The sequence below is a fragment of the Lacticaseibacillus sp. 22 genome (assembly GCF_055413445.1).
The window spans coordinates 1-22,036 of sequence record NZ_JBVAYD010000023.1 but is presented as its reverse complement, the minus strand read 5'-3'; the positions used below and the strand labels follow the sequence as shown (position 1 = coordinate 22,036).

Below are 22,036 nucleotides of genomic sequence, written 5' to 3'. Positions count from 1 at the left end.
ATAAAAAGCAAGCACATTGCAAATGGAGGTTTATCATGGACAAGCAACCTGTTGTAACGGTTGAAAATGTTACGAAAACATATGGCAAACAAGGGGAAAAACAAACGCCGGCACTAAAAGGTGTGAGTTTTCAGGTTGAACCCGGTGAATTCGTTGGGATTATGGGTGCTTCAGGCTCCGGTAAAACCACTTTATTGAATATTCTAAGCACGCTAGACACCCCGACATCCGGTTCCGTTCGCATCAAAGGCGCCGATGTGACCAAACTCAAAGGAGACGCCTTATCCGATTTTCGCGCCAAAAAGATCGGCTTTATTTTCCAGGATTTCAACTTACTAGAAAACTTAACCGGCCGGGAAAACATTGCATTGCCACTTGCCTTGCAAAATGTCAGCGCTAAAAAGCAAACCGAAGCCGTTGATAAGATCGCGCAAACGCTTGGCATTGAACACGTGTTGGATCATTACCCAACCGAACTTTCCGGTGGTCAAAAACAACGGGTAGCCGCGGCTCGGGCATTGGTTCAGCAGCCGGATATTCTTTTTGGTGATGAACCAACCGGCGCACTTGATTCCAAGGCTGCGCGCGAATTGTTGGATACCATGGCGCATTTGAATCGTGACGAAGGTGTGTCGATTCTGCTGGTGACCCACGATCCGTTTTCCGCCAGCTATGCCAGTCGGATCTTGTTCATCAAAGACGGTCAGATCGGTTCTGAGCTCGTCCACGGTGACAAGAGTCAAGAAGCTTTCTATCAAGAGATTCTTGAGACCCTCGGCACATTTCAGAAGTAGGAGGCAGCAAGAATGTTAAGTAAACTCGCACTTGGCGGCTTAAAAAACCGTTTCCGCGACTATGCGGTCTTATTCTCCGGACTGGTCATTGCCAGCGCTGTTTTCTACATGTTTATGGCTTTAGCAACGAACACGAGCTTTTTAAAGAAAAATTCACCCATCGGCTTCACCCCGTTTATTTTCGGGTTCGGGGCAGTTTTGCTGGCGATTATCACGTTAGTTTATATTGTGTACGCCAACAGCTTTTTGCTCAGTATGCGTCAACGCGATTATGCGATGTTCATGATGCTGGGCGCAAAAGGGCGTAAAATCGGCCAGCTGATTTTCCTTGAAACCGTCACAGTCGGGATTATGGCGACGATTGGCGGGATTCTTATTGGCATGGTTGGCACACTTTTTATTGGAAAATGGATTATCGCCGCTTTACATGCACCAGCCACGGGTTTTTCACCGATCTGGGTGCCAGCCATTTTATGGACACTAGGTTTCTTCTTCGTCCTATTTCTTTTGTCTGCTATGTATAACGCGGCAAAATTGCTGAAAACGCCGATGTTGCAGTTATTACATCAGGCCCAGACACCGAATCGGATTAAGCAACACAAAAGCAGCTTTGCCTTGCAGATTGTCCTCGGTGTGATCTTGCTGGCTATCGGTTATTACAGCATGGCCAATGTTCCTAAGTTTCAGTTAATGGCGATTCCGCTAGCTTTGGTAACCATTGTTTTGGGAACATATTTCTTATTTAATTCCGTCTTTGTGGCTTTAATCAGTTTAATGAAGCGGAATCGGACATTTGCAGCCAAGCAGTTGCATACGTTCACGTTGTCCCAGCTCAGTTTTCGGATTCGGGACTATACCCGCATCTTATCCGTAGTTGCCATGCTGTTTGCACTGGCTTTAGGCGCCATTACCGTGGGGATGGGCTTTACGCATGACATTCCCAAGCTGGCAAGTCAGTCGACAGTTTACGACGTGACGGTTGCTTCACCAAATGCCGCCACCCGCGCAGAAATCAATAAGTTGCAGGATGTGACCGCCAAACAGCAATACGAACTTAAATCAGATGCTAAAACCGTCTACATCAGTCAAACGGAACTTGACGCCCATCCGTTGGAAATTAAAGCGGTGGATAAAGGCATCAATGCACCCAACATCAAAGTCACCAGTCAGAACTTTGAAAAGCTGATCGAATTGTACCCCGGTGCTTTTGGCATCTTCATCGGGAACAATCGCGGCAAGCAGATGAAGGTTGCGGATGCTGCCACTTTTGCCAAGTTGGGGAATCCGGAGACCTTGACAACCATTAAAGTTAAAGACTTCAATCAGAATTACGATACGATTCAAAGGATTGTGACGCTGCAGCAGCACCAATATCCACGGCTTTGGAGCAGCAATGGCGATCAGAAATTTGTCTTCTATGCGGTGGTCAATGGCCTGTATTCCGGCTTGGCTTTCATGGGCTTCTTCCTAGGAATTGCTTTCTTGGCGATGTTGGCTTCAACGTTGATGTTCAAAATTCTATCGGGTGCCAATTACGATAAGAACCGTTATCTCATGTTGCAAAAAATTGGTGCCCGGCCGCGCGTTTTACGTCGGTCGATTCGCCAGGAAATCGGCGCCTTGTTCCTCTTGCCAGGAGTGGTCGGCATCGTGCACGTGTTATTCGGATTACAGTTGTTCAAGACCCTGTTAAGCGAGCCATATGGTCATTTGTTAGTACCGTTCGCGTTATTCATCGTGCTGTACGGTTTGTACTATCTGGCAACCGTCTGGATTTACCAGAGTATTGTGATTAATAAGAACCTGGCCTCAAAGTCTTAAGCAACCCGGCAGTGTGGTCTGAAAAAATTTGAACCGTTAAAATGAATCGTAATCGGCTTTAGCGATGGTTTTGTCCATCACGCTAAAGCCGATTTTTGTGTAGTGCGTTATGAAAAGCCAAAATACTGACGGGCCAACCGTGAAGTGCTATTCGTCATGTTATAACCGGATTGAGCTTTCATTTCCAGGATACCGGGTGATATGTGCATCTGTTCCGATTTTGCTGTTTTGATGCGTACATTTGGTCTGGTCGAGCGCTTACATGGCTTCGTAAAATAGAAGCTGTAAGAAAGATTGATAACAAACATGCTAATGGCTATTCGGGTGCAGTAGGTTTGACGCTTTTTAAGACAACAAAAAAGTTGATCTGTTTATTTGACACTGTAAAGGGATAGCTTTGGCATGATGACCAGAAGAAAGAAGGAACGTTTTCATGGCAGATTCAAAAAAAGATTTCTTGAATCCGGAATATACACAGGCGTTTATTGATTCACCATTTGTGCAACAGATGCGTAAGGTGACGTGGAATCTTTATCAACATGGTTGGGATGAACGAAATGGCGGCAATGTCAGCTATCGACTTACAAAGCAGGAAGTCGATCAGTACGGTGATGTTCATGAAGTCAAGCGCACGATCCCGATTAAGTTTGATGCCAGTGCCTTGGCAGGTCAATATTTCTTGGTAACCGGGACCGGTCGCTATTTCAAGAACGTCAAAGACTTCCCGGAACGTGATACAGGACTGGTTCGGATTAATCAAGACGGTCAAAGTGTCGATTTACTCTGGGGCTTTTCCGATGGCGGTCAGCCGACCAGTGAATTCCCGGCACATTTGATGACCCATATCCAACGGCTTAAGCAGGATCCTAATCAGCGGGTTGTGATGCACTGTCATCCAACGAACACCATTGCTATGACCTTTACGTTACCGTGGAAAGAAAAATTGTTCAGCCGCATTCTCTGGAAGATGCAGGCAGAATCAATCGTTGTTTTCCCTGAAGGCGTTGGCGTTTTACCATACATGACGCCAGGAACCAACGAAATCGGCCAGGCAACTGCCGAAAAAATGGGCCAATACCGGATCGTTTTGTGGCCGCTGCATGGTATCTTCGGTGCTGGCGATTCGATTGACGAAACATACGGCTTAATTGAAACCGTTGAAAAAGCCGCTACTATCTACACCGCAATTCAGGCGCAAGGTGGTCAGTTTGTCAACGAAATCACAGACGAGAATCTGGAACAGCTGGCCGAACGCTTCGATTTGACCCCGAATCCGGAGTTCATCCACGGCGGTTCACTCATTGAGGAAAAAGAATTGGTTCACTAGTCGCAGTGGCCTAGATAGGGAATAAAATGTCTGAAAAAGGGTCACACAACCATGCAAAGCTGGTTGTGTGACCCTTTTGGTTTCATCAAAAAAAGCGGCTGAAAAATCACCGCTTGAAGGTTTAAATTGAATCAGGCTTCGAATTCATTATAACTTAAGACCTTAATGCCTGTGTCCGTCAGTAATATTTTACTGATTGAACCATTGCGCGGTGAGTCGGTTACTACGAAGCCATCATTTTTGCCAAACTTGTCAACAATACTGCGAATCGTTGTACCATGACTGACCATCAGTACTTTGTCGCCTTCATGATTCTCCGAGCGCAACTGCCGAAACCCCTTCATTAGCCGCGTCCAGTAAGTTCGAGCGTCTTCTGCTTCATGAAACGGATCAGCGTCATGCATGAAGTCTTTAGACGCATCGACACCGTATTTTTCGAGAATCTCCGGATAAGTACGGGCACCGTGGGGGAACCCAACCATGTACCAGGTTTGTCCCGAATCTTCACCTTCAAAATAGCCGTAAAATTGTTCCCGGAAAAACGGCGTCACTGTCAGCGGAATCTTACCCGTGACATTTTTGCTTAAAATCAAGTCTGCTGTCCGGGTTGCCCGGGTAGTGTCACTGCAATACGCGTGGGTAAAGGCAACATTACGCAAGATGACTCCGGTATTGGTGCCGTCCTTGATCCCGTTTTCAGTCAACGGCGAGTCGCTCCAACCCTGCATTTTATTAAAGTGATTAAACCATGTCTGCCCATGGCGCACTAGGTAGACGGTAATGCCTTTCGTAGCCATTAAATTTGCCTCCTCGACAGTCTGACGCTCGCCGATTTCACCTCGGCAAACGTTTTATCCTTCTAATGTTAGTTTAGCATAGAAGCAGGAGTTGGTTGGCGGGAAGCGTGCCCAATATTGTGGTGCGGCGAGGTTTTTGTGTCTCGAAAGCGCGAAAAAGATTTGCCGTCAGCGTAGGATTTGGCAGTTGATAACCGGAATGATTTAAACGACTCGCTCCAAGAAAGCAAATTTAAAGCGATGGACCTGTGTTATTCTTAAATTATAATTTTTGGAGACAATGGGGGCAGTTAAATGGCAAAGGGGTTATTAATTGTAAATTTGGGATCGCCGGTTTCACCGCAAACCAAAGATGTCCGGCGTTATTTGCGGGAGTTTTTAAGCGATCAGAATGTGATTACCATGCCTAAAATTTTATGGCAACCGATTTTACGTGGATTTGTGCTACCATTTCGCAGTTGGCGGTCAGCGACATTTTATCAGCACGAGTGGACGCAGGCTGGCTCACCGTTGATTGCTTATACGCAAGTCACACGTGATCGCTTGCGCCAGGCACTTCCGGATTGGGATGTTCAAATGGCGATGACTTATGGCGGTCAGTATCCCATTGCCGCCTCCTTGCAAGCAATGGCAGCACGCGGGGATCGGCCGATTGTTGTCATTCCCCTTTTTCCGGCGTATACCCAAAGCACCACCAAGACAATCCTGGAAAAAGTCGCAGCATCGGGTGTTAAAACATTGAACGTTGAGCACTTTTACGAGCAGTCCGCTTATCAGAAGTTATTAGCGCAACAACTGGACGATGCGTACATACAAGGTGACTATGATGCCGTGATTATGAGTTATCATGGCATTCCAACCGCGATGGTGCGGCATGGCGATCCTTATCAGCAAGCCTGTGAAGCGACTACAGCAGGGGTTAAGCGTTATCTGACCAAAGTACCACCGGCCATTGTAGAGACGTGTTATCAGTCGAAGTTCGGACCGGTACCGTGGTTAAAGCCGTATTTACGCAATCGTTTAGTGGCCTTAGCAGCGTTGGGCAAAAGGCGGGTGTTGGTGACGACGCCTAGTTTCGTGACGGATTGTTTGGAGACGTTAGAAGAAAATGATGTTCAAAACTATCAAACTTTTCGCGCTAATGGCGGTAAAGTCTTTAAAACTGTCCGCCCCATGAATGGCAGTCCTGCGTTTTGTGCCTTTTTAGCAACGCTGGCGAAAGAAAAGGTTGCTGCAGAGGTGATGCGTCATGACCAAGCGAAATGAGCAGCTCAGCGTCCAGCAAGCAAAGCCTAGTTTGGATGAGATTAATCGCAGTGTGCAGGTACCGGGAGTGTATGAACCATCATTTGTTCAAAAGTTCCTGGCCTACAGTGGTCCCGGTGCGTTGGTTGCGGTTGGGTATATGGATCCCGGCAATTGGCTGACGGCGTTGGAGGGCGGGAGTCGCTATCATGAGACATTATTAGCGGTGTTGCTATTGTCAATTTTGGCGGCGATGTTCATGCAAACCTTGGCCATTAAACTCGGGGTGGTCGCGCGGTTGGATTTGGCTCAAGCGATTGCGGCGTTTGTTCCGAAGTGGAGTCGAATCGGATTGTGGCTGGTGAACGAAGCAGCCATGATGGCAACGGATATGACCGGAGTTGTCGGTACGGCGATTGCGTTGAAGCTATTATTCGGCCTGCCATTGATGTGGGGGATGCTGCTAACGATCGCGGATGTGTTGGTGGTGTTGATGTTTTTGCGGTTTGGCATTCGCCGGATCGAGTTGATTGTGTTGGCATCTATTCTAACAGTTGGCATTATTTTCGGCATTGAAGTGGTGCGGGCGCGGCCGTCAATGGGAGGCATTGTTGCAGGGTTGGTTCCGCATACCGAGATTCTGACTAATCGTGGCATGTTGTTATTAAGCCTGGGCATTATGGGTGCGACCATTATGCCACATAATATCTACTTGCACTCATCGCTGGCCCAAAGCCGCCGATATGATGAACATATTCCCGCGCAGGTCACCGAGGCGCTGCGCTTTGGCAAATGGGATTCTAATGTCCATTTAGTCGCGGCATTTATAATTAATGCGCTGTTGCTGATTCTGGGGGCAACTTTATTTTATGGCATGAGCAGCCACGCCACCGCATTTGAAGGTGTTTATAACGGCTTGAAAAATCCGGCAATCGTGGGTGGTCTGGCCAGTCCCTTAATGAGCACCTTGTTTGCCTTTGCGTTATTGATCACGGGTTTAATCAGTTCGATTGCTAGTACCTTAGCTGGTCAGATTGTGATGGAAGGCTATTTGAACATTCAGATTCCGTTGTGGGCCAGACGTTTATTGACGCGGTTGGTTACGCTGATTCCGATCATGATCATTGGCTTTGTGATGGGTTTTAGCGAGCAACACTTTGAGCAGGTTATTGTTTACGCGCAAGTAGCACTGAGCATTGCGCTGCCATTTACGCTATTTCCGCTAGTGGCATTAACCGATCGGCGTGACTTAATGGGCCAGCACGTTAATTCTCCAGTCGTGCGTTGGATGGGATATGTTTTAACCGGCATCATTACGTTGTTGAATGTGCAACTTATTTTGTCAGTTATTTTACCTTGAATACTATAAAACGGTCGATGCGCAGTTATGCATCGACCGTTTTGTTGGTGAACCTGATCTGGTACGTGATAGATGTTGCGATCAGTAACTTCCTTTAATTACGAAGAAGGATCCGCGAATGGTGCCGGCGAGTTTTGATTTTTGGCGGGCAAATTTAAATTTATCCGCGAGTTCGGCGGGAACGGTCATGCCGTCGCTGAGTTTAAAGCCGACTGCCCGTTTTTGGGGATCAGTAAGGTGATACATCACATTGATAGCTAGTCCATCTTGATAATAGACTTCAACCCAGCGCAGATCCGGTAGCGCAAGGTCACAGATTTCAAGCGGCTTGGCAGCGATATGGAGCTGGCGTTCTGCAAGCATTGCCTGCACCCAAGCGAGGCTGTCCGGTTTTTCACTGACAGGATAGGTGACATAAGGAACTTTATATTTGTTCCAAATATACCGGGCTTCATTGGCTCTTAGCCCAGCCAAAGCCGGTGCAACAGGAGAACTTTCTAAGCCGTTGGTGCTAACGGTTTTAAAATCAACGGTGTAAGCCATGGTGAGATCCTTTCATGTTAAAAAGATGCATAGACAAAAACCGCGACCATATTAACAGTAAGGGCGCGGTTTTTACCATTAGTCGTTAAAGGTGCCGTTTTCAACATCGGAAATGAATTGCTTCAAATGCTTGAAGTAAACCGGTGCGTTGTCAATCATGTGATGATGGCCGCCATTTGGAGTCGTTACCAACCGAGCATGCGGAATTACTTCAGCCATGCGCTGGGCAGCTTTTAGCGGCATGGTTTCGTGTTCGCCGAATGTCAACAGTGTCGGCACTTTGATGTTGTGAATTTGATCGCTAATGTCCCAGTCCTTCAGCTTACCGGTGACGACAAATTCATTATCGCCTTGGAACGCATTGTAAACCGGCGTTGCCATCGTGCTAATTAGATGTGAAATTGCCGGTGGCTGTTTGCGATCGACATAGCCGCGATTTAAGACATCCACATATTTTTGATATTGCGGATCGTCCCAATCGCCAGCTTTTTCGATTTTCTTCATATATTTTACGGCTGAAGGAGGCAATGCTTCTTCGCGGACCAGGTTGATATGCTCAACATACTCATTGATGTTGTCCACCATTGATGAAATGATCGCGCCTTTGAGATGCTGGCCGTATTTCAACGCATATAGTTGGGTCAAGGCACCGCCCCAGCTTTGGCCGATCAAATAAAAGTGATCCAATCCTAGCTTCTTGCGGACTTCTTCAACTTCACCGAGAAAGTAATCGGTTGTCAGATATTTTTTAGCAATTTCCGGATCAGAATAATCGGGCTGATCCGAGTAAAACGACCCGAGTTGATCGTACATATGGACTTGAACGCCGAGATCAGCGAGTTCTTCGCCAAAGTTCTCCCAGTATTCGTGCGTGCCACCGGGGCCACCGTGTAGGCAAAGCAGGTGAATGTCACCTTCGCCTTGCGTATTGGTCCACAAGTGGTAGCCATTGTCTAAGGTCAGGATCGTTGTTCCTTGTTTCATTTGATCACCTTTTTTCTTAGAATAATCTCATTGTACCACGGAAAATAGCCTGACAACGGCGTAAAAAAGGAAGTGCTGCCATTTATAACTATTTTGCACTGAGATCGGTCATTGGCGAGTATCAAAGCAGAATTTCACATCCTGATTGAGCAGCATTAATTTAACTTTTCAACCTGTGAGCGGATATTGCGGATGAGGTGCTTGTCCCCGGAGAAAATGAGGTGGTCACCAAGATGCAGTTGGGTGTCGCCGTGAGGAGCAATGAATTTCTTTTGCCGATAAATCTGGCTCACGGTGATGTCATCAATGAACGGTAAATTCTTGAGCTCAAGGCCGGCAAAACGCGAATTGCGAATGGTAACTTCATAGATGCCTGCAATTGTATCATCAAGGATTCTCAACGTGGATGGGGTTTCGATCAAGCTACGCAGCAACGCAACGTTGGCATCGAGTGCATTGAAAACTTCAACGCCATCATCGCGCAATCGGTCATAGCGATCAGAGGTAGCGTCTTTTGCGGCAAACCGGGCGATGATTCGTGGAACTTTCTGTGCTAATGCCATTTTTGCCAAGCCGTAATTGGTGTCCGCATCGAAATCACCCAGCACCATGACATCACAATCATATGCGCCGGCAGCTTTTAACGCGTCCTCCTGATAATCGGTTAATGTGATCGCCACTTCGGAGTTATACGTCCGAAAATTTTCTACCCGATCGGTAAATAGTTGCACCTCATAGCGCTCAGGACTTAAATGTTGCGCGATGGGTACCGTCAAAAGATTGCCGCCAATAAAGGTGACGCGGGTCTTTTTGAAGGTTTCTGGTTCAGGCTTGAAGAAACTATTGAAAAGGATTGGCCCCGCCACACAGGCAATGACCGCTGCCAGTGTGAACGCGCCGGATTGCTGCTCGGTCACGATACCAAGGTTGCACCCAACGGTTAACGTCGGAATGACCAAGGTGATGGTGGTGGTGGCTAAAAACGTGCCCGCCAATGCGTTTTGCGGCTTAAACCGCTGCCGCAAAACAGGAATGAGGCCGATTTTGGTGATGAAAAAGCCGATGAGCACCAACGGAATCAAGGAGAGGCTCTTAGGATCAGCGACTAAAGCTTTCAAATCGAGGTTTGCCCCAGTGACGATGAAGAAAATTGGAATAAAGAAGCCATAACCTAAGGAAGTCAATTTATCCTGAGTCTCTTGACGCGGACCAAGGAGCTTCATCACCATGCCGGCAAGAAAGGCACCTAAAATGGACTCGGCACCTACTCGTGAAGCGATGGTCACTAAGGTGAAGACTAAGAAGAAAGCCAACCGAATGTCTAGTTGCGTGGTGCTTTTATCAATCGCCGCAAAAAAGCTGTAAATGCGTTTGAATCGCGCTAGTAAAACCAACGCCGCCAGCAGGAGTAACAGCAGTAACCATAGATTGTTATCGCTTGAACCGTTCAAGGCTGAGTAAATCGTTAAACTGATAAGGGGAATCACTTCACCCAAAGCCGCAATCAGCAGGATCGTTTGCCCAAGTGGTTGATGTAACAACTCCTGTTCTTTTAAAGCCGCAATGACAACGCCAAGCGCAATCGTGGTGAACAGAATGGTTGCAAAAATCGGGAAGTTATAGAAGTGAATGAATTTGAGCAGGTAACTGAATCCCAAACTGATGATGATGACCGTTGCAAATCCAACTGTGGCTAGCACAACTGGATTGGCCGGCTGAGGTCCTTTGTCCGACTTGGGCTGTGGTTTGAAAAGCGAAAAGTCGATTTCCATGCCGGACAGGAAGATCAGGATGGTGACACCGAGTTCACTTAACGCCTGCATTTCGCCGCCAGTATGGACCCAACCTAAGAGACTTTTGCCTAAGATGATGCCCACTAGAATCTCGGCAACAGCAGTCGGGATACTATTAATATGAAAGTGTGCCATTAACAGCGGCGTCAACAACGCGGCTGTCAAGACGATTAAAAGTGAAATAGATTCCATAATGGCCTCCGATCAGAGATAATGGATGAGTCAATCGTAACGAAAAGTATTTATAAATGAAAGGGAAGCGTATGATACAAAATCAAAAACCTTCACGTCAAGGTAAATCGTTTTTCAATCGGCGTGCAGTTATCGTTGGTACTTGTGTGTTAATCGGGTTGTTGGTTAGTTTGCCGTTTAAAAAGATTCTGTTAGGGGTGGCGGTTGGATTGGCGGTTGGGTATGTGTTGGAGGCTTGGACGCCGTTGTTGCGCGGGAGGTTGAAGTAGGGGGCATGGCTTATGCTCATAGCGCGCTCACCGGCGCAGGGATCTGCGTGTAAGGATCTTGGTGGCAATGGGCAAAGTCCGGCCATCACGTTTAAGGTCGCTTGAGTTCTGGTTTACGCCCATAACGCGCTCACCGGCGCAGGAATCTGCGTGTAAGGACCTTGGTGGCAGTGGGCAAAGTCCGGCCATCACGTCTGAGGCCGCTTTTGTTCTAGCTTACGCCCATAACGCGCTCACCGGCGCAGAAGTCTGCGTGTAAGGACCTCAGTCGCAAGGGCCAAAGCCCGGCCATCACGCCTGAGGCCACTTACACTCCGACTTCTAACCGCGCCGGTTCGCGCTCACACTCTTTTTTGCGGCGTTTCCTCATAAGTGATAAGATGTTATAACGATTATTTAATAACCGTTAAAGGAGATGACGTCGTGGCTGGGAATGAACAAGCTAAAGAGCAGCAGCATTTGGATGCGATCATGAAGGAGCTTTCGGGTGCCAAGGAGCGGCTTTCTAAAGAGATGGCCAAGACCAAGACCGAAGAGAAGAATATCAGTGATAACTTTTTCAACGATTTTTCTTTAAACTTCACGAATTATGCTGAAACCATTGAAACAGCTGCTTCGATCCAGCAACAGCAGCGGGTGCTTGATGAGCGGACGAATGCTTGGAAGCAAAGCGCACAGCAGCTGGCAACGGTGCAGCGGCTGTTGGGGAACCCTTATTTTGCCCGGATTGATTTTCAGGAAGGTCGCGAAAAGCCGGAGACGATTTATATTGGCCTCGGTTCGTTTACGAATGAGGCTGGCAAGTTTCTCATCTATGACTGGCGGGCACCGATTAGTTCGATTTATTATGATGGCGGCTTAGGTAAGGTGACTTATCAAACCCCTGATGGCCCGCAACAAGTCACGGTCTCCTTAAAACGGCAATTTGTGATTAAAAACGGTCAGATTCAGACCATGTTTGACACCACCGAAACCATTGGCGATCAAATGTTGCTGGAAGTTCTGGGCGAAAAATCTGACACCCAGATGAAGACCATCGTCACGACGATTCAACGTGAGCAGAACCAGATCATTCGCGATACCAAAGCGGATTTGTTGTTCGTCCAAGGGGCAGCCGGCTCCGGGAAAACCAGTGCCGTGTTGCAGCGGGTTGCGTACTTACTTTATCGTTATCGCGGTAATCTGACGAGCAGCCAAGTGATCATGTTTAGCCCCAACCAACTTTTCTCCGACTATATCAGTAATGTGTTGCCGGAATTAGGCGAACAAAACATGGTCCAATTTACGTATTATCAATATGTCACCCGGCGCCTGCCACATATTGAGGTTCAGAACCTCTTTTCCCAGTTTGAACAGCAATTGACGCCGGTGCAAAAGAAAATTGCCCGGGTCAAGGGAAGTTTGGACTTCTTTAAAACTGCCCAGACCTATGCAACGAGTCTGGAACGCTCCGGATTGCGGTTTAGGGATATCCGGTTCCGCGGCGAAGTTTTCTTTTCACGCAAGCGGATTCGGGAGATCTTCTACAGCTATAACGAAAATTATCATATGGGCAACCGCCTGAATGCGACTAAAGAGCGGCTGATTAAAATGTTGAATCGCAAAATTGAATCCGAGACCAAAGCACAGTGGGTTCAAGAAGCAGTTCAGAATCTAAGCGATGAAGAAATTCGCTCCATGCAACAAGATGGGCCAAAAGAATTTAAGAATAGTGACGATGAATATCGCTTCTTTGCCCGGCAGTTGGTCATGAAAGGTTTTGACGCGATTCAGCAAGATATTGTCCGCAACCGGTTCATCAACATCCGGGGGCAATATGTCAGCTTCTTACGCGAAGTGCCTGCCATTTACGACTTAGCAGCGGAAGGGATTTCCGAAGCTGACTGGCAAGCAGAAGTGGATCACTTTATTGCCATGTTCAAGGAACGCAAACTGCCCATGGCTGACGCAACGCCATATTTGCACCTATATGATTTGATTACCGGCCGGCACGGAGAACGCGAAATGCGCTATGTCTTTGTTGATGAGATTCAAGATTACACGCCATATCAGTTGGCTTATCTTAAAGCCAGTTTCCCCCGTGCGAAATTTACGTTACTTGGCGACTTGAATCAGGCAATTTTCACAAAGGATGACTCGCGGACGCTGATTAATGAGACCAGCAAGTTATTCGATCCGGAGAAAACCCGTGTGGTGCAGTTGACGCAAAGTTATCGGTCAACGAAACAGGTGACGGATTTCACCAAGGCCATTTTGACATCCGGACAGAAAATCGTTGCCTTTAATCGCCAAGGTCCATTGCCAAAGCTGATTGTCCGGCCTGATGAAGCAGGTTTGATGACCGCACTGCAAGCTCAGCTGAAGGTGAATGACGAGGCCAAACAAACCACCGCGGTGATTGCCAAAACGCTGGAAGCTGCAGAAGCGATTTACGCAAAGATGAAGGCTGCCGGCATTAAAGTCACCCTCATCAAGTCCGAAAATCAACGCTTGGCGGCGGGCGTCATTGTCGTACCAAGCTTTTTAGCCAAAGGATTGGAATTCGACGCCGTGGTGCTGTGGCAGGTTAACGCAAAAAACTACCATGAAGAAGACGAACGCGAATTGCTTTATACCGTTGCATCGCGGGCCATGCATCGGTTGACGATGCTAGCTAGTCCAGACGTGACACCGTTGTTGGACAAGGTGCCAGAAGAATTGTACGAGCGGGGGTGAGTGAATGGTTAAAATGCGGGATACATTAGCAGTTTCCAGTTATCGCATCTTTCCAGGGATGCTAAACGCCCATCAGACGCTGTTTGGCGGTCAGATCTTCACCTGGATCGATGACGTCAGCTCCATTGCCGCGCAACGATTAGGTCGGCGCGGATTAGCCACCGGATCGCTGGATATGGTTCGCTTGGCCGCACCGGTTAAAATGGGGGATGCCTTAATTATCAAGTGTATGGTCAGCGGCGTTGGTCATCGCTCACTTGAAGTCTTCGCCCAACTTATCGGCGAGCACTTAGCTAGCGGCGAGCGTTTTCAAGTGGGAACGGCCTTTGCAACTTTTGTGACCCGCCACAAGGAAGACGGTCCACTGCCACCAGTCGAAGCCGAATCGGACTTTGAAAAGCGGCTGCTCGCGGGTTACGCTGAACGGCGAGCGGATTATCGGAAGATTAACGCCAGCTTTGGTGAAGTGCCACTGGATTGAAAGTTGCTAAGCGCAGGTATGTTGATCAAAAGATTGAGCAGACATGGAGAAATGTGTTTGCTACAGTGTTAGCGTATAAGCATATAACTAGAAGCTCTAGCCACAAACCTAAAGGCGCGCTGTTTTCGCCTTTGTGCGAAAAAAGTGTGGCTTTTGTATTCTTCGATTTCGGGTAATTAGCAAGCCTAGAGTAATTTGACTAGACGCATCATTAGACTGCATGCTAAAATAATCATGCAAAGAGGCTAGCGGTTTCCAACCGCTAGCCTCTCTGAAACGACAACGCCATTAACAGCGGCTCTGAGATTACAAATAGCCATCCCGAGGCTGTCAAACTTTAGGGATGGCTATTTTTTGCGCTTGTTTTCGGCTGTTAACACTGTGACTAGCACAATCAGCGTCAGGAAATTATCCACGACTTGATTGACCAGACTCAGGGCTTCGAAGACCGACAAACCTAGGCTCCTTTCTTCAGTGGGTTGTGAGCTTCAGGGAAGAAAACCATCTGCATCACCCCCTTCTTCTGAGAGTAGCCGCCATCTCTTGACGTTGCCAATTTGATTGTAGCAAACAAGTGTTCGCGGTTCCATACATTTCAACTGTTATGCTTTCTTTTTAACGGTTAATAACCGCAAAGCAAATTGCTGGTTATTATAAACTCTGAATGAGCTGGATTCTGAGTTAGTTTGGCTAGACGCATGGTTAAACCGCATGTTAAAATTTTTGAAGCAACAGCGGCTCAGAAGTGGCAAATAGCCATCCTAAGTCTGTCAAACGATAGGGATGGCTATTTTTTGCGCTTGTTTTCGCATCCCCTTGGCAAACCTGTTTTCACGCGGTAAAGTTAATCATAAATCCACTCCCGCACGGTTCTGCACATATGCGGATTCATTTTGAAAGAAGGACGATTATTTTGGCAAAACGTTATGTCGGCTCCTGTACCACAGTGTTGGTCGGTAAGAAGGCTTCCATCGATGGTTCCACGATCATTGCCCGGAACGAGGATGGCGAATCACCGTTACATCCGCAAAAGTTTGTGTACGTTAAACCTGAGGATCAGCCGCGTCATTACCAGTCTGTTTTGAGCAAATTTTCCATTGATCTGCCGGCCGATCCATTAGGGTATACGTCCACGCCTGAAGCTGAAGATGGCCACGGTATTTGGGCGGCTGCAGGGATTAATAGCGAAAACGTTGCGATGACCTCAACCGAGACAATTACGACCAATAGCCGGGTGCTCGGCGTTGATCCGCTTGTGGCTGAAGGCATCGGAGAAGAAGACATGCCGACCATCGTGCTGCCATATATTCACAGTGCGCGTGAAGGGGTGCAACGTCTAGGCAGTCTGCTCCAACAGTACGGCACCTATGAAAGTAACGGAATTGCCTTTGCCGACAAAGATGAAGTCTGGTACTTCGAAAGCATCGGCGGCCATCACTGGGCAGCGATCCGCATTCCTGATGATGCTTATGTGGTTGCGCCGAATCGCTTCAACATCACCAATTTTGATTTTGCCAGCGATGATACAATGAGCAGCGCCGACCTGCGTGATCTGATTGAGACCTATCACCTCAACCCAGACCCAGAAGGCTACAACTTGCGCCATATCTTCGGCTCGGCTACCATCAAAGACACCCGTTACAACAACCCGCGAGCATGGTACGGCCAAAAGTATTTCAATCCGGAATTCGACACCACGCCAATCGATCAGGATCTTCCATTTATCTGCCGCACTAACAAAAAGATCAGTATCGAAGACGTGAAGTTTGTCGAAAGTTCCCACTACGAAAACACGCCGTACGATGTTTACGGTTCGCTGGGCACGCCGGCGCAGAAAAAGCTGTACCGGCCGATCGGGATCAACCGTAATCAGGAACTCCACATTTTGCAAATTCGTAACGATGTGCCTGCTGCAATTGCGGGTGTTCACTGGTTGGCATTTGGCCCGAACACCTTCAACACAGTGGTTCCGTTTTATGCTAACGTTACCGATACACCGGCAGCATACCGCGACACCGGCGATAAGTTCGATGTCACCAAAATGTATTGGCTCAGTAATCTGCTGGCAACGTTTGGCGACTACGACTTTTCATTGTTCAAAGATCAAGAAGATGCGTTTGAGCAAAAGACTGTGGCTGCTTGCCGTCATCTGCAACTTGAAACGGATAAAGCAGTGCAGGATGCCAAAGACATTCAGGCACACTTAACCGCTGCCAACGAGAAAATGGCCGACTTAGCCATGACCAACAGCAATGCACTGCTGGGGCAAATGGTTGCCGCCGCAGCTCCGAATATGAAACTGGCCTTTAAGTTACAGGATTAATGAAAGTATCTAAAAAGCGCTCATGCCAGAGCGCTTTTTGTGTGCCAATTATTGCTTGGCCCGCTTACGATAATCACGAAACCGTAATGTTGCCCGGATCAAAAACACAGGCATAAGGACAACCAGTAACAGACTGACCAACATAATAGTCCCCTTTGTGGCCCGTAGCTGGGTAAGAATCAGCAACCACAATGCAAAGGCTGTGACACTAACACAGAAAATGACAAGCAGTATGTACCACGTCCAATACCAAAATGGACGGGGATTGCGGCGAAAGGTGGGAACAAGAAAAATGGCGATCAAAATCGAACCGAGAAAGCTCAGGATCTGACGCATGAAGCCGTTCACCTCCTTTTGAAAATGGACCTTGTAGCGGGGGACAACCTTAAAGTTCTTGATACGGTTTTTCGGCCGCTATCTTTTCCGCCCGTTCTTTAACTAACGCGCGGCGATAGTTGAAAAATCTGATGCTAACCCGGTACCACATGAAGAGCCCGGCCAGCAAGAGCACAGCCGCAACAAAGACGATCATGATTGAAATCGGGTCCGCGGTGAGGCTTTCAATCAATAACCAAGCCCCAGCTGCGGTAATCCCACCATCAATAAGCGAAGTGAGCATCATGCGAAAACCGTTAAATTTCGGCGATGCGGTCAAATCAAATTCTGGCATAAAGATGGGGGCCAGTAAAAACTCCAAAATAACATCGGAGAAAAGTTCCAGCAAGAACTCAATCATGGGCAGCACCTCCAACCGGCTTGCTAAGTTCGTGACAGCGCTTCGTTGGTTTGATTGTGAACAATTATTTTGAAACTGTCAAGATAAACGGCAGTTAAGAAAAACGTAAGGAAAGCGCAGTTGCGGCGATCACAAACGAAGCCCACTAGGAAACGGTGTGTCAATATTTTTGGGCGTGATCGGCAGCGTTTGCCATTGCGATCAAGGGCCTTTGCACATGCCTTTTCATCGGATGAACGCGTTTTCGCGGTTAGCCAAACATGGACGCGTTTCTATGCTAAAATAAGAACATTAAACGCAAGGACACGGTAAGTTATGCAATCCGAAATGAATTTCTACAAGTTTGATCGGGCAGAATGGTCACAGTTTCATTCGCAAAATTTTACCAGCGTGACCGATGCCGAGTTGGCGCAATTACGGTCGCTGAATGATGAAATCAGCCTCGATGATGTCAAAACCATCTATTCACCATTACGCCACTTGATTCACATTCGTTATGAAGACTACCAAGGCGATATGTTTACCCTGAGCCGTTTTCTGGGCATGCAGCGCAATCCGCACACACCGTTTATCATCGGCATTGCCGGTTCGGTGGCAGTCGGGAAAAGCACCACCGCGCGACTGCTGCAATTGCTGTTGAGCCGGGCTTATCCGGATAAACGGGTTCAACAAATTACCACGGATGGCTTTTTATATCCCAACGCAGAACTTGAACGCCGCGGGATTCTGGATCGCAAGGGTTTTCCGGAAAGCTATGACATGGAACTGCTCATTCATTTTATGAACAACGTCAAAAATGCGAGCGGGGTGGTTCGGGCACCAAAATATAGCCATCAGATTTATGATATTGTTCCAAATGAATATGAAGTCATTGACCGGCCGGATATCCTGATTGTGGAAGGGATTAACGTCTTGCAGCTGCCAAGCAAGCAACCGATTTATGTCAGTGACTATTTCGACTTTTCCATTTATGTTGACGCGGATCCGGTGTTAATTGAGCAGTGGTACCTGGAACGGTTCGGGATTCTGCTGGACACGGCCTTCACGGATCCAAGCAATTACTACTATCAATACGCCATTGGCAATCGGGCTGACGCATTTGCCATGGCGCGGCAGGTCTGGCATGATGTCAACCTCAAGAACCTCAAGGAATACATCTTGCCCACAAAGAATCGGGCCGACGTCATTTTGCATAAAACAAAAGGACATAAAATTGACCAGGTTTCGTTGAGAAAATGGTAAAATAGAGCCTTGGTTGGTTTTCAGAAACTGAGGGGTACATGTGTGAAAGCCTGAAATCAGTTAGTCTGGTGAGACTGTCACTTGGCAGTTTTACTCAGATGAGAGGCTTCTCACCCATGATTGACCAGCTTATGAAAACTCTGTAAAATTAGTGCATTCAAACAAGGGAGTGTGGCGGACTGTGGCAAATGACCAGAACAAGGATTACGACAAGATCATCGTCCTCGATTATGGTAGTCAGTATAATCAGTTAATCACCCGGCGTATCCGGGAATTTGGTATCTACTCTGAATTAAAGCCTCATACCATCACAGCGGCTGAAGTCAAGAAAATCGTGCCTAAGGGAATTATTTTCTCTGGTGGTCCGAACAGTGTCTATGACGAAGGTGCGCTCGGGGTTGATGAGGACATTTTCAAACTTGGCATTCCGATTCTAGGCGTGTGTTATGGGATGCAGCTGATGGCCCAACGACTCGGCGGTGATGTCGAACCGGCGGACAACCGCGAATACGGCAAGGCCGACATCGAAGTCACCGATGCCAGCGCCAAACTCTTCCACGATCTGCCAAAAGACCAGACTGTCTGGATGAGCCACGGCGATTTAGTCACCCGCGTTCCGGATGGCTTCCGCACCACGGCCACCAGCGTCAACTGCCCAATCAGTGCGATGGACGACGATGACCGTAAATTCTACGGCATTCAGTTCCACGCCGAAGTGCAAAACACTCAATACGGCCACGAAATTCTGCACCATTTTGCCTTCGACGTCTGCCACGCCGAAGCCAACTGGAGCATGGACGACTTCATCACCAAACAAATTGCCAAAATCCGGGCCGAAGTCGGTGACAAGCGCGTCCTTCTTGGCCTCTCCGGCGGGGTTGACTCTTCCGTTGTCGGCGTTTTGCTACACAAAGCAATCGGCACCCAGCTAACCAGCATCTTTGTTGATCATGGCCTGTTGCGAAAAGGCGAGGCAGAACAAGTCATGGACAGCCTCAAAGGTAAATTCGGCCTCAACATTATCAAAGTTAATGCCAAAGACCGCTTCCTCAATGACCTAAAAGGCGTCACTGACCCAGAAAAGAAACGGAAAATCATCGGCCGGGACTTCATCGAGGTATTCAACGAAGAAGCTGCCAAACTCAACGGCATCGAATTCCTCGCCCAAGGTACGCTATACACCGATGTGGTTGAATCCGGAACCGACACCGCCCAAACAATCAAGTCCCACCATAACGTCGGCGGCCTACCTGAAGATCTCAAGTTCAAACTAATCGAACCCCTGAACAAACTCTTCAAAGATGAAGTCCGCGAACTCGGCGAAAAACTGGGTATGCCACATTCACTCGTCTGGCGCCAACCATTCCCAGGCCCGGGCCTCGGCATCCGCGTTATCGGCGAAGTGACCGAAGATAAACTGGAGATTGTACGTGACTCCGACTATATCTTGCGGGAAGAAATCGCTAAGCACGGGTTGGATAAGGATATTTGGCAATACTTTACGGTGTTGCCAGGGATTCGATCTGTTGGTGTTATGGGCGATGGTCGCACATACGACTACGCAATAGCTATTCGCGCTGTCACCAGTATTGATGGGATGACCGCTGACTTTGCTCGTATTGACTGGGCTGTTCTACAGGAAATCTCGAGTCGGATTGTTAATGAAGTGAAGCATGTTAATCGGGTGCTTTACGACGTGACGAGTAAACCACCGGCAACAATAGAATATGAATGACCGGTATAAAATTCAAATGAATTCAGCTGAAGTTCAATGATGAAAATCGTTGATGCTTCAGCTTTTTTCTTTACCCGAAATTATTCCGCACTCATATGAATTCATTGTATTGGAGGTGCATCGGAGGTGTACACATTCAAGAAGTCAAAAAAATAGCGCACCGACATGTGGAACGCCCTACTTGATCTCAAAAATCAGGTATATCATTAGGAGTGGCGCAGTTGATGACATTGATTCCGGAAATAGACGAGCATGCGTGCCGTGATGATGCGCGTAACTTGCTGAAAAAATATCTCTGGCAGGCAAGAATAGCTGGTAGGCCGCTAACAGATGGCAAATCACCTACCATCACTGATATGCCTGAAATACCGTCAATTTGAACCCAAGCGAGCCCAAAATCATCGTGATTTGTACCTCATCATGGTTTCGTGCAAGAATTGATAAGCAATGAGCGCATCTTTTAGAGGAAATTCTAGCGTGACTGTTAAGTAGCAGATTTCGTGGGTTAGCATGATCTAGGAAGGCTGCTATATTCCCATAGGCATAGTAGTCATTGCCCAATCCGACCGGACAAAAATAAAAGAAAGAGAGGTGAGTCCTCCTTCCTTGTTTGAACTTGTAACGAAACAGCTTTGCGATGAACCCTAGCTGACAATGGGTGAGCAGCTGGTGGCTGACAGCAGAGATTCAGCGGGTGCAAGTCCCGCCAGGCACATTGTCGCTTATCCTTGAGTGGATACGAACGGCAAATCCATGCATCACCTCACTAGTATTTTACGATGATATTGCGTATCATTTTGGTGAGGTGGTTAAGTATGTCCAAAAGGTCGTTTAAGAAATTCCAAAAACTGCTCCTTCCAAAAATGACGTGGGGACAGATTATCATAGGGTTTTGTCTTGAACTGATTACCATTGCATTGGTTGGATTATTGTATCGGATTAATTCAGACGGCAGATTGGCGCTTGTTTCGTCATTAACAGTTTTGCTCATTTCCGAAGATGTTTTTGAATATTTTGGAAATGATTTAGCAAAACCAACTATAAGTAAGGATCATCGGAGAATAGTCCGTATTCTTTGGCTGAACACGGTACTTTCAATAGAAATAGTTCAAACTCTTTGGGATGTAACGAGTTCAACTAATTTATTTGTTAATTTATTGGAAACCTTATCTGTTGCTGCTAAGGTTATGGTTACTGTTTTCGTTGTTATGCTTGTAGAGCTGATAATAGTAAGGGGCATGCCTATTGTAAAGAAATTTTTTCAAAATTCCGAAGACTAAATTTTGAACATTGACGCCGTGGCGTCTTTTATTTTGCCTTGGGAGGTGTGGTGATATGTAATGAAACTAAGCAAGTGGCAGAAAGCCTTCACTGAGGCCTATCTTACCAACGGAGGCAATGCCACAGAGACTGCAGGAGTTGCTGGTTATTAGCCACACAAAATTGTGGCTAATGCAGCAAAAACCTAAAAAGCCCTAAAATTCAAGCATAATTATGGTATACATGAAAGAGCGTTTGCAATCGATTGAACGCAAAGCAGATCTTGATGTTGATAAAGCACATTGTATCGGTTGACTTTCAAACGTATGTTCGCATATAATGTTGCTACGCAAGATATTGTTTGTCAGTGAAGAACTCAACCATCCCCATTTTTGCTATACTAAGGCCACAAACAATAT

The 22,036-nt window shown here is 47.3% G+C and carries 19 protein-coding genes and 1 pseudogene; 14 read left to right on the top strand and 6 right to left on the bottom strand.

Going from position 1 to position 22,036, the window contains the following annotated elements; all coding sequences use genetic code 11:
* Nucleotides 1-35 precede the first annotated feature (35 nt).
* From ACWP87_RS10460 to rhaD, 3 genes are all read left to right on the top strand, one after another.
* Complete coding sequence (locus ACWP87_RS10460; RefSeq protein ID WP_005714643.1) at nucleotides 36-794, top strand: ABC transporter ATP-binding protein; 759 nt, start codon at nucleotides 36-38, stop codon at nucleotides 792-794.
* Between the two features lie 12 nt (nucleotides 795-806).
* Nucleotides 807-2,615 (top strand): FtsX-like permease family protein, encoded by a 1,809-nt coding sequence (locus tag ACWP87_RS10455; RefSeq protein WP_014569829.1) that lies wholly within the window; start codon nucleotides 807-809, stop codon nucleotides 2,613-2,615.
* A 433-nt stretch (nucleotides 2,616-3,048) separates the two neighbouring features.
* Nucleotides 3,049-3,942, top strand: a complete 894-nt coding sequence (gene rhaD / locus ACWP87_RS10450; RefSeq protein ID WP_014569828.1) for a rhamnulose-1-phosphate aldolase — start codon at nucleotides 3,049-3,051, stop codon at nucleotides 3,940-3,942.
* A gap of 131 nt (nucleotides 3,943-4,073) precedes the next feature.
* Here the strand turns inward: rhaD and ACWP87_RS10445 are convergent, their stop codons facing one another.
* A complete protein-coding gene (locus tag ACWP87_RS10445) occupies nucleotides 4,074-4,739 on the bottom strand; it encodes a histidine phosphatase family protein (protein ID WP_005687299.1) in 666 nt (221 codons plus the stop codon).
* 294 nt (nucleotides 4,740-5,033) lie between these two features.
* On the opposite strand from ACWP87_RS10445, the gene hemH reads away from it, so the two are divergent.
* Together hemH and ACWP87_RS10435 are read left to right on the top strand one after the other, a co-directional pair.
* Entirely contained in the window at nucleotides 5,034-6,005 is a 972-nt protein-coding gene (gene hemH / locus ACWP87_RS10440; RefSeq protein ID WP_014569827.1) for a ferrochelatase, read from the top strand.
* Complete coding sequence (locus ACWP87_RS10435) at nucleotides 5,989-7,344, top strand: Nramp family divalent metal transporter (RefSeq protein ID WP_005712842.1); 1,356 nt, start codon at nucleotides 5,989-5,991, stop codon at nucleotides 7,342-7,344. The genes hemH and ACWP87_RS10435 overlap by 17 nt, the downstream gene beginning before the upstream one ends.
* An 81-nt stretch (nucleotides 7,345-7,425) precedes the next feature.
* Here the strand turns inward: ACWP87_RS10435 and ACWP87_RS10430 are convergent, their stop codons facing one another.
* The 3 genes from ACWP87_RS10430 to ACWP87_RS10420 form a co-directional block, all read right to left on the bottom strand.
* The gene (locus tag ACWP87_RS10430) at nucleotides 7,426-7,887 is read right to left on the bottom strand and encodes a hypothetical protein (protein ID WP_014569826.1); all 462 of its coding nucleotides are present in this window, start codon (nucleotides 7,885-7,887) and stop codon (nucleotides 7,426-7,428) included.
* 78 nt (nucleotides 7,888-7,965) lie between these two features.
* Nucleotides 7,966-8,871 (bottom strand): proline-specific peptidase family protein, encoded by a 906-nt coding sequence (locus ACWP87_RS10425; RefSeq protein WP_005712840.1) that lies wholly within the window; start codon nucleotides 8,869-8,871, stop codon nucleotides 7,966-7,968.
* 155 nt (nucleotides 8,872-9,026) lie between these two features.
* Nucleotides 9,027-10,856, bottom strand: coding sequence for a monovalent cation:proton antiporter family protein (locus tag ACWP87_RS10420; RefSeq protein WP_014569825.1), 1,830 nt, complete (start codon nucleotides 10,854-10,856; stop codon nucleotides 9,027-9,029).
* A 71-nt stretch (nucleotides 10,857-10,927) separates the two neighbouring features.
* On the opposite strand from ACWP87_RS10420, the gene ACWP87_RS10415 reads away from it, so the two are divergent.
* The 4 genes from ACWP87_RS10415 (at nucleotide 10,928) to ACWP87_RS10400 (ending at nucleotide 16,644) form a co-directional block, all read left to right on the top strand.
* The gene (locus ACWP87_RS10415; protein ID WP_014569824.1) at nucleotides 10,928-11,125 is read left to right on the top strand and encodes a hypothetical protein; all 198 of its coding nucleotides are present in this window, start codon (nucleotides 10,928-10,930) and stop codon (nucleotides 11,123-11,125) included.
* A 423-nt stretch (nucleotides 11,126-11,548) separates the two neighbouring features.
* Nucleotides 11,549-13,840, top strand: a complete 2,292-nt coding sequence (gene helD / locus ACWP87_RS10410; RefSeq protein ID WP_014569822.1) for an RNA polymerase recycling motor HelD — start codon at nucleotides 11,549-11,551, stop codon at nucleotides 13,838-13,840.
* A gap of 4 nt (nucleotides 13,841-13,844) precedes the next feature.
* The gene (locus tag ACWP87_RS10405; protein ID WP_014569821.1) at nucleotides 13,845-14,321 is read left to right on the top strand and encodes an acyl-CoA thioesterase; all 477 of its coding nucleotides are present in this window, start codon (nucleotides 13,845-13,847) and stop codon (nucleotides 14,319-14,321) included.
* Between the two features lie 913 nt (nucleotides 14,322-15,234).
* Nucleotides 15,235-16,644 (top strand): C69 family dipeptidase, encoded by a 1,410-nt coding sequence (locus ACWP87_RS10400; protein ID WP_005687317.1) that lies wholly within the window; start codon nucleotides 15,235-15,237, stop codon nucleotides 16,642-16,644.
* 48 nt (nucleotides 16,645-16,692) lie between these two features.
* Here the strand turns inward: ACWP87_RS10400 and ACWP87_RS10395 are convergent, their stop codons facing one another.
* Together ACWP87_RS10395 and ACWP87_RS10390 are read right to left on the bottom strand one after the other, a co-directional pair.
* Nucleotides 16,693-16,980, bottom strand: coding sequence for a hypothetical protein (locus ACWP87_RS10395; protein WP_005687326.1), 288 nt, complete (start codon nucleotides 16,978-16,980; stop codon nucleotides 16,693-16,695).
* 49 nt (nucleotides 16,981-17,029) lie between these two features.
* Nucleotides 17,030-17,380, bottom strand: a complete 351-nt coding sequence (locus ACWP87_RS10390; RefSeq protein ID WP_005687328.1) for a hypothetical protein — start codon at nucleotides 17,378-17,380, stop codon at nucleotides 17,030-17,032.
* Between the two features lie 315 nt (nucleotides 17,381-17,695).
* Here ACWP87_RS10390 and coaA point away from each other — a divergent pair, with 315 nt between their 5' ends.
* The 5 genes and pseudogenes from coaA to ACWP87_RS10365 form a co-directional block, all read left to right on the top strand.
* Nucleotides 17,696-18,622 (top strand): type I pantothenate kinase, encoded by a 927-nt coding sequence (coaA, locus tag ACWP87_RS10385; protein WP_005687330.1) that lies wholly within the window; start codon nucleotides 17,696-17,698, stop codon nucleotides 18,620-18,622.
* A gap of 181 nt (nucleotides 18,623-18,803) precedes the next feature.
* Nucleotides 18,804-20,357 (top strand): glutamine-hydrolyzing GMP synthase, encoded by a 1,554-nt coding sequence (gene guaA / locus ACWP87_RS10380; RefSeq protein WP_014569820.1) that lies wholly within the window; start codon nucleotides 18,804-18,806, stop codon nucleotides 20,355-20,357.
* A gap of 221 nt (nucleotides 20,358-20,578) precedes the next feature.
* Complete coding sequence (locus ACWP87_RS10375) at nucleotides 20,579-20,737, top strand: ArpU family phage packaging/lysis transcriptional regulator (protein ID WP_153239065.1); 159 nt, start codon at nucleotides 20,579-20,581, stop codon at nucleotides 20,735-20,737.
* A gap of 435 nt (nucleotides 20,738-21,172) precedes the next feature.
* Entirely contained in the window at nucleotides 21,173-21,637 is a 465-nt protein-coding gene (locus tag ACWP87_RS10370; RefSeq protein ID WP_005687336.1) for a hypothetical protein, read from the top strand.
* 60 nt (nucleotides 21,638-21,697) lie between these two features.
* Nucleotides 21,698-21,917 (top strand): annotated as a pseudogene (locus ACWP87_RS10365) (terminase small subunit); the annotation flags it as partial.
* Nucleotides 21,918-22,036 lie beyond the last annotated feature (119 nt).

Excerpts from the sequence above, each read along its gene's own strand:
- ACWP87_RS10425 (WP_005712840.1), bottom strand. The coding sequence starts at position 8,871 with ATGAAACAAGGAACAACGATCCTGACCTTAGACAATGGCTACCACTTG.
- ACWP87_RS10415 (WP_014569824.1), top strand. The coding sequence starts at position 10,928 with ATGATACAAAATCAAAAACCTTCACGTCAAGGTAAATCGTTTTTCAAT.
- coaA (WP_005687330.1), top strand. The coding sequence starts at position 17,696 with ATGCAATCCGAAATGAATTTCTACAAGTTTGATCGGGCAGAATGGTCA.
- ACWP87_RS10460 (WP_005714643.1), top strand. The coding sequence starts at position 36 with ATGGACAAGCAACCTGTTGTAACGGTTGAAAATGTTACGAAAACATAT.
- ACWP87_RS10455 (WP_014569829.1), top strand. The coding sequence starts at position 807 with ATGTTAAGTAAACTCGCACTTGGCGGCTTAAAAAACCGTTTCCGCGAC.
- ACWP87_RS10430 (WP_014569826.1), bottom strand. The coding sequence starts at position 7,887 with ATGGCTTACACCGTTGATTTTAAAACCGTTAGCACCAACGGCTTAGAA.
- ACWP87_RS10420 (WP_014569825.1), bottom strand. The coding sequence starts at position 10,856 with ATGGAATCTATTTCACTTTTAATCGTCTTGACAGCCGCGTTGTTGACG.
- ACWP87_RS10390 (WP_005687328.1), bottom strand. The coding sequence starts at position 17,380 with ATGATTGAGTTCTTGCTGGAACTTTTCTCCGATGTTATTTTGGAGTTT.
- ACWP87_RS10445 (WP_005687299.1), bottom strand. The coding sequence starts at position 4,739 with ATGGCTACGAAAGGCATTACCGTCTACCTAGTGCGCCATGGGCAGACA.
- ACWP87_RS10405 (WP_014569821.1), top strand. The coding sequence starts at position 13,845 with ATGGTTAAAATGCGGGATACATTAGCAGTTTCCAGTTATCGCATCTTT.
- hemH (WP_014569827.1), top strand. The coding sequence starts at position 5,034 with ATGGCAAAGGGGTTATTAATTGTAAATTTGGGATCGCCGGTTTCACCG.
- rhaD (WP_014569828.1), top strand. The coding sequence starts at position 3,049 with ATGGCAGATTCAAAAAAAGATTTCTTGAATCCGGAATATACACAGGCG.
- ACWP87_RS10370 (WP_005687336.1), top strand. The coding sequence starts at position 21,173 with ATGTCCAAAAGGTCGTTTAAGAAATTCCAAAAACTGCTCCTTCCAAAA.
- ACWP87_RS10395 (WP_005687326.1), bottom strand. The coding sequence starts at position 16,980 with ATGCGTCAGATCCTGAGCTTTCTCGGTTCGATTTTGATCGCCATTTTT.
- ACWP87_RS10435 (WP_005712842.1), top strand. The coding sequence starts at position 5,989 with ATGACCAAGCGAAATGAGCAGCTCAGCGTCCAGCAAGCAAAGCCTAGT.